This window comes from Halomonas flagellata, assembly GCF_022487945.1.
Lineage (GTDB): Bacteria > Pseudomonadota > Gammaproteobacteria > Pseudomonadales > Halomonadaceae > Halomonas > Halomonas flagellata.
Genome location: NZ_JAKVPY010000019.1, coordinates 55,031 through 68,346, shown reverse-complemented (window position 1 = coordinate 68,346; position 13,316 = coordinate 55,031). Strand labels below are relative to the sequence as shown.

12 protein-coding genes are annotated in these 13,316 nt (G+C 69.1%); all 12 read right to left on the bottom strand.

From position 1 onward, the window contains the following. Positions 1–123 precede the first annotated feature (123 nt). The 12 genes from ispH to rpmA all read right to left on the bottom strand — a co-directional run bounded on the left by ispH (position 124) and on the right by rpmA (position 13,286). The gene (gene ispH / locus MKP05_RS15390; RefSeq protein ID WP_240569135.1) at positions 124–1,092 is read right to left on the bottom strand and encodes a 4-hydroxy-3-methylbut-2-enyl diphosphate reductase; all 969 of its coding nucleotides are present in this window, start codon (positions 1,090–1,092) and stop codon (positions 124–126) included. A 200-nt stretch (positions 1,093–1,292) separates the two neighbouring features. Beyond that, a complete protein-coding gene (gene fkpB / locus MKP05_RS15385) occupies positions 1,293–1,739 on the bottom strand; it encodes an FKBP-type peptidyl-prolyl cis-trans isomerase (RefSeq protein WP_110285325.1) in 447 nt (148 codons plus the stop codon). Between the two features lie 99 nt (positions 1,740–1,838). After that, positions 1,839–2,330 carry a signal peptidase II gene (lspA, locus tag MKP05_RS15380; RefSeq protein ID WP_240569134.1) on the bottom strand — a complete coding sequence of 164 codons (492 nt, stop codon included), beginning with the start codon at positions 2,328–2,330 and terminating at the stop codon, positions 1,839–1,841. Between the two features lie 78 nt (positions 2,331–2,408). Beyond that, positions 2,409–5,243, bottom strand: coding sequence for an isoleucine--tRNA ligase (gene ileS, locus MKP05_RS15375; RefSeq protein ID WP_240569133.1), 2,835 nt, complete (start codon positions 5,241–5,243; stop codon positions 2,409–2,411). 10 nt (positions 5,244–5,253) lie between these two features. Further along, on the bottom strand, positions 5,254–6,303 hold the full coding sequence (gene ribF, locus MKP05_RS15370; protein ID WP_110285328.1) for a bifunctional riboflavin kinase/FAD synthetase: 1,050 nt from the start codon (positions 6,301–6,303) through the stop codon (positions 5,254–5,256). A gap of 108 nt (positions 6,304–6,411) precedes the next feature. Continuing rightward, complete coding sequence (locus tag MKP05_RS15365; RefSeq protein ID WP_240569132.1) at positions 6,412–7,479, bottom strand: TPM domain-containing protein; 1,068 nt, start codon at positions 7,477–7,479, stop codon at positions 6,412–6,414. Between the two features lie 2 nt (positions 7,480–7,481). Next, positions 7,482–8,093 carry a LemA family protein gene (locus tag MKP05_RS15360; RefSeq protein ID WP_240569131.1) on the bottom strand — a complete coding sequence of 204 codons (612 nt, stop codon included), beginning with the start codon at positions 8,091–8,093 and terminating at the stop codon, positions 7,482–7,484. 73 nt (positions 8,094–8,166) lie between these two features. Next, a complete protein-coding gene (gene murJ, locus MKP05_RS15355; RefSeq protein ID WP_240569151.1) occupies positions 8,167–9,690 on the bottom strand; it encodes a murein biosynthesis integral membrane protein MurJ in 1,524 nt (507 codons plus the stop codon). A gap of 228 nt (positions 9,691–9,918) precedes the next feature. Then, positions 9,919–10,185: a 30S ribosomal protein S20 gene (rpsT, locus tag MKP05_RS15350; protein ID WP_102626712.1), complete on the bottom strand. Its 267-nt coding sequence runs from the start codon at positions 10,183–10,185 to the stop codon at positions 9,919–9,921. A 249-nt stretch (positions 10,186–10,434) separates the two neighbouring features. Next, on the bottom strand, positions 10,435–11,574 hold the full coding sequence (proB, locus tag MKP05_RS15345) for a glutamate 5-kinase (protein ID WP_240569129.1): 1,140 nt from the start codon (positions 11,572–11,574) through the stop codon (positions 10,435–10,437). 180 nt (positions 11,575–11,754) lie between these two features. Continuing rightward, a complete protein-coding gene (gene cgtA / locus MKP05_RS15340; RefSeq protein ID WP_240569127.1) occupies positions 11,755–12,942 on the bottom strand; it encodes an Obg family GTPase CgtA in 1,188 nt (395 codons plus the stop codon). 86 nt (positions 12,943–13,028) lie between these two features. Beyond that, the gene (gene rpmA / locus MKP05_RS15335; RefSeq protein ID WP_110285334.1) at positions 13,029–13,286 is read right to left on the bottom strand and encodes a 50S ribosomal protein L27; all 258 of its coding nucleotides are present in this window, start codon (positions 13,284–13,286) and stop codon (positions 13,029–13,031) included. Positions 13,287–13,316: the final 30 nt, after the last annotated feature.

Sequence of the window (13,316 nt, the reverse complement as noted above, 5' to 3'; positions counted from 1 at the left end):
ATCAAGAATCTCGTTCTCGATAGGGCCTGGGACCAAAAAAGCCGGGCGCGAGCCCGGCTTCCTTCCTTGCGGTTCTTGAGGCACCGGCGACAGCCGGTTAGCGGCCACTCGCATCACCTCAGTCTAGTCGCTGGCGATCACTCGCTCACGCAGCTCCCGCGGCATCGAGAAGGTGATGGTCTCGGCGCGGCCATCGAGCTCCTGCGGGGCCGTGGCCCCCAGTGCCTGGAGGCGCTCGATCACCCCCTGCACCAGCACCTCGGGGGCGCTGGCCCCGGCGGTCACGCCGACGTTGCTCACGCCCTCCAGCCAGGCGCCGTCGATCTGCTCGGCGCTGTCGATCAGGTACGCCGGGGTGCCGACCCGCTCGGAGAGCTCGCGCAGGCGGTTGGAGTTGGAGCTGTTGGGGCTGCCCACCACCAGCACCAGGTCGCTGCCGGCGGCCAGTTCGCGCACGGCGTCCTGGCGGTTCTGGGTGGCGTAGCAGATGTCGTCCTTTCGCGGCCCCTCGATCGCGGGAAACTTGGCGCGCAGGGCGTCGATCACCCTGGCCGTGTCGTCCATGGAGAGCGTGGTCTGGGTGACGAAGGCCAGCCGGCTCGGGTCCTTGACCTCGAGGGCTGCCACATCGGCCTCGTCCTCCACCAGGTAGATGTGCCCACCGTGGGAGGTATCGTAGCGCCCCATGGTGCCCTCCACCTCGGGGTGGCCCGCGTGGCCGATCAGGATGCACTCCTGGCCGCGGCGGGCGTAGCGCAGCACCTCCAGGTGCACCTTGGTGACCAGCGGGCAGGTGGCGTCGAAGACGCGCAGCCCGCGGCGGTCGGCCTCCTCCTGCACGGCGCGGGAGACGCCATGGGCCGAGAAGATCACGATGACGTCGTCGGGCACTTCATGGAGCTCCTCGACGAAGACGGCACCACGTTCGCGCAGGGTGTCGACCACGAAGCGGTTGTGGACCACCTCGTGGCGCACGTAGATCGGCGGCCCGAAGACATCGAGCGCCCGGTTGACGATCTCGATGGCGCGGTCGACGCCGGCGCAGAAGCCACGGGGATTGGCCAGCCTGATCTGCACGGAGTTAGCTTGCATGGTTGCCTTGCCTTGATGCTCGAGCATCGGTATCTGATTGCCGGCGCTGGTGGAGCCTTGGGGGTCAGACCCCAGCCCATGTGCCAGACCTGTCTGTGTGCACGAAATAAGCGTTTTCACCACCGCCGGGGTCTGACCCCAAAGGCGGCAAGCCGCCCCTGTCGCTCAGCGGAGCCGGCCTCCGACAGCGGGGCACCGCCTTAATGAGTCGTGGCGGGCTTCACGTCGATCACTTCCACCTCGAAGGTCAGGGTACGCCCCGCCAGCGGGTGATTGAAGTCCACTTCCACCTGGTCGTCGTCGATGCTGGTGATCACGCCGGGCAGTTCGCCGCCGGCGGCATCGGCGAATGACATCACCATCCCCACTTCCGGCTCATCGCTCTCGAAGTCGTCGCGCTTGAGCAGTTGGATGTTCTGCGGATTGTGCTGGCCGAAGGCGTGCTCCGGAGTGATCTCGAAGCTGCCGGTGTCGCCGTCGGCCAGCCCCTTGAGCGGCGCCTCGAAGCCCGGCGGCAGGTTGCCGTCGCCGACCTGGAAGGTGGCGGGCTCCTTGTCGCGGGTGGAATCCACCACGGTGCCGTCTTCCAGCTTGAGGGTGAAGTGCAGGGTCACTTCCATGCCCTCGTCGATACGATAATCGCTCATTGCGCTCTCTCGAAACTCGGTGGTTGCCGCCTGCTCCCTGCTCGTGGGACGGCGCAACCGTGAATGAATTCATTCCGCGGGGCGTGTCGTGGCCGCCGACTACCCCTGGCGCCGCCGTGCCCGGCGCCGCTCGCCGATGGTCGATTCCCAGATCAGCCCGATGGCGCCCAGGGTGATGCCGATGTCCGCCACGTTGAAGGCCGGGTAGTACCAGCCGGCGACGTGGAAGGAGAGGAAGTCGACCACATAGCCGTGTACCAGGCGATCGTAGAGATTGCCCAGGGCCCCGCCGATGATCAGCGCCAGCGACCCGGCGAGCAGCGTCTCGTCGGCCTTGAGGCGCGTCAACCAGATCGTCAGGCCGATGCTGGCACCCACCGCGATCACGGCGAAGAACCAGCGCTGCCAGCCGGGGTGGCCGGCCAGGAAGCTGAAGGCCGCGCCGGTGTTGTGCAGCAGCGTCAGGTTGAAGAACGGCAGCACCTCCACCGGCTGGGCATAGCCCAGCAGGCCCGAGGCCAGCGCCTTGGTGCCCAGGTCGAGCACGATCACCGCCGCGGCCAGCCACAGCCAGCGCTGCGGGCGGCGCATGGGTTCCACCTGGGTAGCCCTCCGGGGCTCTCGCTTACCGCTCACGCGCACCTCGCCTCTCTCGGCCATCTCATCGACTCATGCAAAACGGCGGGTTTCGCCGGGGCCGTCCGGCAGGTTGCTGATGCAGCGGCCGCACAGGTCGGGATGCTCGCTGTACGACCCCACCTCCTCGCGATGGTGCCAGCAGCGCTCGCACTTGGTGTGGCCGCTCGCCGCCACCGCCACCCGCAGGCCGTCGAGCTCGGTGGCCTCGGCCTCGCCGCCGTCGGCGAGCGGTGCCAGGCGCACCTCGCTGGTCAGCATCACGAAGCGCAGCTCGTCGCCCAGCTTGGCCAGGGTCGCGCGCAGCCCGTCGTCGACGAACAGCGTCACCTCGGCGGCCAGGCTGCCCTTGATGGTCTTGGCGTTGCGGGCGTCCTCCAGGCACTTGTTCACCGCCTGCTTGACCTCGAGCACCTGCTCCCAGAAGTCGCGGCCCAGTTCGGCGCCGTCCGCCAGGGTCGAGAGCCCCCCATAGTAGGTCTCGAGCAGCACGCTGTCGCCGCGCTTGCCGGGGATGTTCTCGAAGATCTCCTCGGCGGTGAACGAGAGGATCGGCGCCACCCAGCGCGACAGCGCCTCCACCACGTGATAGAGCGCGGTCTGGGCGCTGCGGCGCGCCACCGAGTCGGCCTGGGTGGTGTACTGGCGGTCCTTGATCACGTCCAGGTAGAAGCCGCCCAGCTCGCGGGCACAGAAGCCGTGCACCTGCTGGTAGACGTCGAGGAAGCGATAGTCGTCATAGGCCTTCTCGATGCGCGCCTGAAGCTGGGCGGCGCGGTCGACCACCCACTGGTCCAGCGCCAGCATCTCGTCGAAGGCCAGGGCGTCGCGCTCGGGCTCGAAACCGTGGAGGTTGGCGAGCAGGAAGCGTGAGGTGTTGCGGATGCGGCGGTAGACGTCGGCGGTGCGCTTGAGGATCTCGTCGGAGACCGCCATCTCGCCGGCGTAGTCGGTGGAGGCGACCCACAGGCGCAGGATATCGGCGCCGAGCTTGTCCATCACCTCCTGGGGGGCCACCACGTTGCCCACCGACTTGGACATCTTGCGGCCATGGGCGTCCACGGTGAAGCCGTGGGTCAGCAGGCCGCGATACGGCGGGTGGCCGTCGATGGCGCAGCCGGTCAGCAGCGAGGAGTGGAACCAGCCGCGGTGCTGGTCGGAGCCTTCCAGGTAGAGGTCGGCCCGCGGCCCCTGGTCATGGCCATGGGGGTGGGAGCCGCGCAGCACGTGGCGATGGGTGGTGCCGGAGTCGAACCAGACGTCCAGGGTGTCGGTGACCTTCTCAAAGTCGGCGGCCTCGTCGCCCAGCAGCTCGGCCGGGTCGAGACGGAACCAGGCGTCGATGCCCTCGGCCTCGACGCGCTGGGCGGCCTGCTCCATCAGCTCGACGGTGCGCGGATGCAGCTCGCCGGTCGCCTTGTGCAGGAAGAAGGGGATCGGCACGCCCCAGTTGCGCTGGCGCGAGATGCACCAGTCGGGGCGGTTGGCGATCATGGCGTGCAGGCGCGCCTGGCCCCAGGCCGGGGTGAAGCGGGTCGCCTCGATGCCTTCCAGCGCCTTCTCCCGCAGGGTCTTGCCGTCCTTGCCTACCAGATCCATGCCCACGAACCACTGGGCGGTGGCCCGGTAGATCACCGGGGTCTTGTGGCGCCAGCAGTGCATGTAGCTGTGGGTGATGCGCTTGTGGGCCAGCAGCGCCCCGACCTCCTCGAGCTTGTCGACGATCTGCGGGTTGGCCTTCCAGATCAGCTGGCCGCCGAAGTACGGGAGATCGTCGGCGTAGATGCCATCGCCCTGCACCGGACTCAGGATCTCGCTGAAGTCCATGCCGTGGGCGCGGCAGGTGACGAAGTCGTCGACGCCGTAGGCCGGGGCCGAGTGGACGATGCCGGTGCTGCCGACCTCGGACTCGACGTAGTCGGCCAGGTAGACCGGCGACAGGCGGTCATAGAGGGGGTGGCGAAAGGTGACGCCGTCGAGCCGCTCGCCGGTGGCGGTGGCGATGATCTCGCCCTCCAGCCCGAAGCGCTCGAGGCACGACTCCACCAGTTCCTCGGCCAGCACCAGCAGGCGTTCGCCGGCATCGACCAGGGCGTAGGTGAACTCGGGGTGGACGTTCAGCGCCTGGTTGGCGGGCACGGTCCAGGGGGTGGTGGTCCAGATGACGATGGCGGCCGGCTTGGGCAGCGCCTCCAGGCCGAAGGCGGCAGCCAGCCCGGCCTCGTCGGCGGCCGGGAAGGCCACGTCGATGGCATCGGACTGCTTGTCGGCATACTCGACCTCCGCCTCGGCCAGGGCCGAGCCACAGTCGAAGCACCAGTTCACCGGCTTGAGCCCCTTGAATACATAGCCGCCCTCGACCATGTCGGCCAGGGCGCGGATCTCGCCGGCCTCGTTGGCGAAGTCCATGGAGCGGTAGGGGTTGCCCCAGTCGCCGATCACCCCCAGGCGCACGAAGTCGCTCAGCTGTTCCTGGATCTGTTCGCCGGCGTACTCGCGGCACAGCGCGCGGGCGCGCTCGGCGGGCAGGTGCTTGCCGTGGGTGGTCTCGACCTTGTGCTCGATGGGCAGGCCGTGGCAGTCCCAGCCGGGCACGTAGGGGGCATCGAAGCCGGCCAGGTTCTTCGACTTGACGATGATGTCCTTGAGGATCTTGTTGACGGCGTGACCGATATGGATGCTGCCGTTGGCATAGGGAGGGCCGTCGTGCAGCACGAACAACTCCCGTCCCCGGCGCTCCTCGCGCAGGCGATGGTAGAGATCCAGCCTGTCCCACTGGGCCAGCCGCTCGGGCTCACGCTTGGGCAGCATGCCGCGCATGGGAAAGTCGGTTTCTGGCAGGTTCAGTGTGTGCTTGTAGTCGCTCATATCCTGGGGATCAGCCGTCGTCGTGGTCGGCGGGCAGGCCCGCCGAGGAATCGGAAGTCACGGCCTCGCGCGCCAGCGGCGCCGATGCCAGAGGAAGGGTGTCGTCCGCCGTGTACCCGCCGGTACCGGCGGCGCGTTCGAGAAAGTACCCCCGCGCGCGCCGCTGGTCGGCGCCGATCTGGCGCTTGAGGGCGTCGAAATCGTCGAACTTCACCTCGCCGCGCAGCTTGGCGCAGGGGAAGACCGTCAGCCGCTGGCCGTAGAGGTCGCCATCGAAATCGAACAGGTGCACCTCCAGCACGGGGCGCCGACTGCCCAGGGTGGGGCGCCAGCCGATGTTGCCCACGCCGGGCAGGCGGCGGCCGTCGGGCAGCTCGCAGATCACCGCGTAGACGCCCTGCAGCGCCAGTGGCCTGGGCGGCTGGGGCAGGTTGGCGGTGGGCACGCCGATGGTGCGGCCGAGCTGCTGGTCGGGCACTACCCGGCCGCCCAGTCGGTAGGGGCGCCCCAGCATGCGCGCCGCGCCGGAGAAGTTGCCGCTGGCCAGCAGGGTGCGCACCCGGGTGCTGGAGACGCGCTCGTCGTCGAGGGTGAAGGTGCGGGTGTGCTCGACGCTGAAGCCCCGCCGCTCGCCCACCTCGGTGAGCAGGTGGAAGTCGCCGCGGCGGTCGCAGCCGAAGCGGAAGTCGTCGCCCACCACCAGATGGCGCACGCCCAGGCCATCGACCAGCACCCGGTCGATGAACTCCTCGGCGGTCAGGCTGCGCAGGGCGTCGTTGAACGGCAGGCAGAGGATGCGCTCGACGCCGGCCTCGACCAGCAGGCGCACCTTCTCGCGCAGCCGGGTCAGCCGTGGCGGGGCCTGGTCGCCGGCGAAGAACTCGCGGGGCTGGGGTTCGAAGACCACCACGGCGACCGGCAGGCCGAGCGCGGCGGCCTGTTCGCGACACTGGTCGAGGATCGCCTGGTGGCCGCGGTGCACCCCATCGAAATTGCCGATGGTGGCCACGCAGCCGCGGTGCTCCTCGCGCAGATTGTGCAGTCCTCGAATCACTCGCATGGGAATCGCCACGGGCCCCGTAGAGGTTTGAACATGTAAAGTGCTGGATTATACCGGACAGCCGCCCCCTTGACAGCCGGCCCGGCTTGGTCCTTGGCGCGCAAGGGCTCAGGGAGCGCGCGGATAGCCGTTGGCATCGAGCGCCAGGGCCTCGAAGCCGAAGCCATAGGGGCCGAGGGCCTCGACCTCCAGGCGCCAGCGATTGTCGCGGCCGAAACGCACGGCCTGCATCATGCCGGCCAGGTCCAGGCGCCAGACGCCCTCCTCGCGAATGAAGAAGTACGGCGGGCAGCGGCGCTCGGCCAGGGGGGCGAGCAGCACCACGCGCCGGCCGTCGGCGGCGGTCAGCTCACGGGCGACCGGGCAGGTCGCCAGGCTACGTGCCATGTTGTCCATCTGCGCCGGGGTCATCACCCAGTCGGCCAGCATGCGTCGCGTCTCGCGGCCGTAGATCGCCAGCTCGGGGTTGTCGTTGCGCTGCTGCATGGCACGGCGATAGGCCGCCAGCACATCGCGCGGCACGGCACCCTCGCCGACCGCCACCTGTGCCTCGCCGGGAGCCGCGGCCCCCTCCCCCAGGCGCGCCGGCATCCGCGCCCCGGCCCCCCCACTGCCCGCGAGGGCCGGCAGCACCTCGCCCTCGGCCGCCTCGGCCTGCGTCACGATCAGCTCCGTACTGGCCAGGATGCCGTCGGCCACCCGGCCCACGGCGAAGAACTCGGTCATCTGGCGCGCCTCGAGGTAGGCGACGAAGGCATCGACGAAGACCGCCTCCAGCCCGTGCCCCACCTCGAGGCGCACCTCGTTGGCCGCCACGTCCAGCACCAGCAGCAGGCCCCGGCCGGCGCCCCCGTTCGCGCCCAGGTCGTGGCGGCGGAAATAGTCGACGGCGAAGCGGTCCAGGTCGCCGAGCTCGCGCCCGATCACCACCCGGTAGTCGATGCCGTGATCGGCCCGCAGCAGCGCATGGTGGTCACCCAGGCGCGCTCGCTCGGCATCCGCCAGCAGCCCGCCCCGATCCTCCACCAGTTCGGGCGTCCGCGGCCACCAGGGCGAGCCGAGCAGCACCAGCGCCGCCAGCCCCAGGCTCCCCCACCAGGGGAAGCGCCACCCACGCCCGGCCAGCAGCAGCGCCAGGATCAACAGCCCGGCCCCGACCACCGGCTCGACGGCCACGGCTAGAACTCCACCGCGAAGGGCTCGGTGGCGGCAGGGCTCGCCTCGAAGTAGTCTCGCGACCGCAGCCCCATCGGCTCGGCGACCCAGCGGCCCACGAAACCGCGCAGGCCGGCGTTGTACTCCCGCACCGCCTCGTTGTAGCGCATGCGCGCCACATTGAGGCGATTCTCGCTGCCTTCGAGCTGCGCCTGGAAACGCAGGAACTGGTCGCCGGAGCGCAGTTCGGGGTGCTCGCCGGCATGCCGCATCAGCCGGCCGAGATCCTGCGACAGGGCCGCATCCAGCCCGGCGATCCGGGAGGTCTCGATCTCGCGGGTCTCCCCCAGCGCCTCGCTCAACGCCTCGGCACGCTCCCGGACCAGGCGCACCAGGGTCTCGCTCTCGTGCGTCATGTATTCCTGCAGGCTGCGCACCAGGTTGGGCACCAGGTCGGCGCGCCGCTGCAGGTTGCTCTCGACATCGGCCCAGGCCGCGTCGACCGCCTCTTCACCCGTCACCAGCCGATTATGGGTCAGCCAGGGCACGCTGATCAGCCCCACCCCCAGCAGCACGATGATCAGCAGCCGCACGACCCCACCATCGACCCTGCGCTTCCCGTTCCCTGCGTCCATGCCGGACTCTCCCGATCTTTGCGATGTACCATCCCATGATAGTAGCGTCGGCCGACGCCGACTGCAGGAGCTCCTAGCCCTTCATCCGGAAATGCCGGACCCGCACGCCGAACGCCGCCAGCCAGGCAAAATAGACCGCCGCGCCGGCCACCACCAGCGCCGCCAGCCACTGCACCCGGGCCCAGACGCCCCAGCCCAGCCACTGCTGCCAGTCGGGTGCGAGCCACGCGAGGCCCACCCCCATCACCGTACAGCCACCCAGCAGTTGCACGGCGTAGCGCCCCCAGCCGGGCTGGAACACCAGCACGCCCTCCTTCCTCAGCAACCAGCCCAGCAGGCCGGCGTTGAGGAAGGCCGAGAGCGCCGTGGCCAGGGCCAGGCCGGCGTGGGCCAGCGGCCAGATCAGGATCAGGTTGAGCACCATGTTGGCGACCATGGCGATGATGCCGATCTTCACCGGAGTCCTGGTGTTCTGGCGGGCGAAGAAGCCCGGCGCCAGCACCTTGATCAGCATGAAGGCGACCAGGCCCAGCGAATAGGCACGCAGGCTCATGGCCGCCATGGCGATGTCGCGCTCGGTCATGGCGCCATAGTGGAACAGAGAGATCAGTAGCGGCTCGGCGAGCACCGCCAGGGCCAGCGCCGCGGGGAGCCCCAGCAGCAGCACGGCACGGATCGCCCAGTCGAGCATGGCGGCGAAGTGCTCACCGGACTGCTCGGCATGGCGCTTGGAGAGCGCCGGCAGGATCACGGTACCGATGGCGATGCCGAACACCCCCAGCGGCAGCTCCACCAGGCGGTCGGAGTAGTAGAGCCAGGAGACGCTGCCCGGCGCCAGCAGCGAGGCCAGCACTGTGTCCAGCAGCAGGTTGATCTGGGAGACCGAGACGCCGAACAGCGCCGGTGCCATCAACACCAGGATGCGCCTCACCCCGCTGTGGGCGAAATCGGGCCAGGGCCTCGGCATCAGCCCCAGCCGCACCAGGAAGGGCACCTGGAAGGCGAGCTGGGCGCCCCCCGCGATCAGCACCCCCCAGGCCAGCGCCATGGCCGGCTCGTCCATCAAGGGCGTGAGCAGCAGCGCCGCCCCGATCAGCGAGAGGTTGAGCAGCACCGGGGTGAAGGCCGGCACCGCGAAGCGGTTCCAGGTATTGAGCACGCTGCCGGCGAAGGCGGTCAGCGAGACCAGCAGCAGGTAGGGGAAGGTCAGCTGCAGCATGTCGGCGGTGAGCGCCAGCTTGGCCGGGTCGCGGCCGAAGCCGGGGGCGAAGACCCATACCAGCCAGGGCGCCGCCAGCATGAAGACGGCGGTGATCAGCACCAGCACCGCGGCGAGACTGCCGGCCACCGCATCGAGCAGTTCGCGCACCTCGCGCTTGCTGCCGCGGGTGGCGTACTCCGAGAGCACCGGCACGAAGGCCTGGTTGAAGGCCCCCTCGGCGAACAGGCGACGCATGAAGTTGGGGATCTTGAAGGCGACGAAGAAGGCGTCGGCGCCGCTGCCGGCACCGAACAGGGTCGCCACCACCACGTCGCGCATCAGCCCCATGACCCGCGAGAGCAGGGTCATGACGCTGACCACCAGCCCCGAGCGCATCAGGCCACCGCCCTTGGGCGCCACCACGCGGTCGTCGTCGGCCGGCACGACGGGCGTGTCGCGGGCCGGGGCGGGGGGCTGTCGATCCTGTTCGCGGTCGCTCACGGCTCTCTTCCTTGGGAGACCTCGGGGTAACGGGCACAAAAAAACCGGCCACAGCCGGTTTTTCTGTTCAAGTGCCTATCCGGCCGAAAGAATCATCCTGCATCCGGAGGGAGCAGACGAGTCTCAGGCAGCCAGGGCCTTGATACGCTTGTTCAGGCGGCTCTTCAGGCGCGCGGCCTTCTTCTTGGAGAGCACGTCCTTGTCGGCGATGCGATCGATGACCGGCTGCGCCTTCTGGAAGGCGGTCATGGCCTCGGCGTGGTCACCACCGTTGATGGCCTTGATGACGCGCTTGATGTAGGTGCGCACCATGGAGCGCTGGCTCGCCTTCAGGACACGACGACCTTCCGCCTGGCGGGCACGCTTGCGGGCTTGCTTGCTGTTTGCCACTGAACTGTCTCCTTGGAGATTCTGTCGCCGCCGGATTCTTGACGGCTTCGATAACGTATTGATCCGGCAGGAAGGGTTGAGCCTTTCCGCCGGCTTGGCCATCTGGCCGACCGCTTGACATCAGCGATCGCTCACGGGCCGTGTCTGAGAGGATGGCGCATCCTACCACAGCCCGTGATGCGCTTTCTATAGTTGCTGCCTCCTCGCAGGCCTGCCGACGGATCAGCCCCGAGCTGGTAGGGCCATCTGCTAAAGCACCACCAGGTTGTCCCGGTGGATCAGCTCCGGCGCTTCCATGAAGCCGAGGATCTCCGCGATCTGGTGGCTCGGCTTGCCGAGGATCCGGCCGGCGTCCTCGGCGCCATAGTTGACCAGCCCCTTGGCGACCCGGTGCCCCTGCTCGTCGACACAGAGCACCATGTCGCCGCGGACGAAGCTGCCCGACACCGCCTTGACGCCGACCGCCAGCAGGCTGGAGCCGCTGCCACGCAGCACCTTCACCGCGCCGGCGTCCAGGGTCAGGGTGCCGCGCACCTGCAGCTGGCCGGCCAGCCAGCGCTTGCGCGCCGCCATCGGGGCCTGCTCCGGGCTGAGCAGGGTGCCCAGCCGCTCACCCGCGGCCAGCCGAGTGAGCACCTCAGGCTGACGGCCGCTGGCGATGGCGGTATAGGCCCCGGAGCGCGCCGCGAGCCGCGCCGCCTGGACCTTGGTGGTCATGCCACCGCGCCCCAGGGCGCCGCCGCCCCCGGCCACCGCGGCCAGGCTCGGGTCGTCGGCGCGCCCCTCGCGGATCAGCCGGGCCACGGGGTCGTGGCGCGGGTCGGCATCGAACAGCCCCTCCTGGTCGGTGAGGATGACCAGGGCGTCGGCCTCCAGCAGGTTGGCCACCAGGGCGCCCAGGGTGTCGTTGTCGCCGAAGCGGATCTCGTCGGTGACCACGGTATCGTTCTCGTTGACCACCGGCACCACGCGCAGGCCGACCAGGGTGCGCAGCGCCGAGCGGGCATTGAGGTAACGCTTGCGATTGGAGAGGTCGTCGTGGGTCAGCAGCACCTGGGCGGTGAGCAGGCCGTGGCGGGCGAAGTGGTGCTCGTAGCACTGGGTCAGGCCGTTCTGGCCCACCGCCGCGGCGGCCTGGAGCTCGTGGACCGCCGAGGGCCGGGCCTGCCAGCCGAGGCGCACCATGCCGGCGGCCACGGCGCCGGAGGAGACCAGCACCACCTCGACGCCGCGACGGTGCAGCTCGGCGATCTGGTCGACCCAGCCACCGATGGCCGCCTCGTCGAGGCCGCGGCCGTCGTTGGTCAGCAGCGCACTGCCGATCTTCACCACCACCCGGCGGGCGCCGCTCAGCGCCTCGCGACCCGCCACCTGCTCGATGCTTTCCATTCGCTCCTCAACCCAGACGTGATATCCGCTAGTCCGGAGCAGGAAGCGAGGTCGCCCCTATGGGGTCAGACCCCAGCCAAACTGCCCGGACCGTCTTCGTGCACTTCGCCAGCGAATGGCGCCACCGCCGGGGTCTGACCCCATAGGATGCACCAGCGCAGGCGACCGGCCACCGGCTCCTCACGGCGCGTATTCGACCTCGACGTCGTAGTCATCATCATCGAAGTCGTCGTCATCCTCGTCGTCCCGCTTGCGCCGGCGGCCCAGGCGCGCCTCGGTGCGGGCCACCGTCTCCTCCTCCATGCGGGTGCGCATCTCGCGGGCTCGCTCGGCGGCTTCCTCGTCCTCGTTCTCCAGCCGACGCTGCTCGGTGAGCCAGCGATGGGCGACCTGGACCAGGGCGTCGGTGCCGTCACTGGAGATGGCGGAGATACGGAACACCGGCCCCTCCCAACCGAGGCGACGGACGATCTCGTCGACCCGCGCCTCGCGCGCCTCCGGAGGGAGCAGGTCGAGCTTGTTGATCACCAGCCAGCGAGGCAGTTCGGCGAGCGCCGGCGAGAACTGACCCAGTTCGTGGATGATCGCCTCGGCGGCCTCCACCGGGTCGGACTCGTCGAAGGGCGCCACGTCGACCACATGGAACAGCAGCCGGGTGCGGGTCAGGTGCTTGAGGAAGCGCAACCCCAGGCCGGCGCCGTCGGAGGCGCCCTCGATCAGCCCCGGCACATCGGCCATCACGAAGTGCTCGTGGGTCCCGAGCTTCACCACGCCGAGGTTCGGCACCAGGGTGGTGAAGGGGTAGTTGGCGACCTTGGGCTTGGCCGCGGAGACGGCTCGGATCAGCGTCGACTTGCCGGCGTTGGGCATGCCCAGCAGGCCCACGTCGGCCATCACCTTCATCTCGAAGCGCAGGTTGCGACGCTCGCCCTCGGTGCCCGGCGTGGTGCGCCGCGGCGCGCGATTGGTCGACGACTTGAAGTGGATGTTGCCGAGCCCGCGCCGACCGCCCTGGGCCACCAGCACCACCTGGCCGATCTCGGTGACGTCAGCGATCACCTCGAGGGTATCCTCGTCGATCACCGTGGTGCCCACCGGCACCTTGACGTGCAGGTCCTCGCCGGCCTTGCCGCTCATCTGCCGCCCCATGCCGGGCTGGCCGTTCTGGGCCTTGTAGAAGCGCTGGTACTTGAAGTCGATCAGGGTGTTGAGCGCATCGTCACCGATCAGGTAGACGCTGCCGCCATGCCCCCCGTCGCCCCCGTCGGGCCCCCCCTTGGGCACGTACTTCTCGCGGCGGAAGCTCAGGCAGCCGTTACCGCCATTGCCGGCTTCCACGATGATCGAGGCTTCGTCGACGAACTGCATCTGTCACTCTCCAGGCGGCAACCTGCCACCATGATACAAGAAGGCCCCGCCTGAGCGGGGCCTTCCTGCTGCAAATCCGCGCGCGCTCAGGCAGAGACGACGCTGACGAACTTGCGGTTCTTCGGACCCTTGGTCTCGAACTTGATCACGCCGTCGCTCAGGGCGAACAGGGTGTGATCGCGGCCGAGGCCGACGCCGGTGCCGGCGTGGAACTTGGTGCCGCGCTGACGCACGATGATGTTGCCGGCGGTTACCGCCTGGCCACCATAGAGCTTGACGCCAAGGCGTTTGGATTCGGAATCGCGGCCGTTACGTGTGGAGCCCGCTGCCTTCTTGTGAGCCATTGCAAATACCTCGCTCGTTCAGGGGAGTTG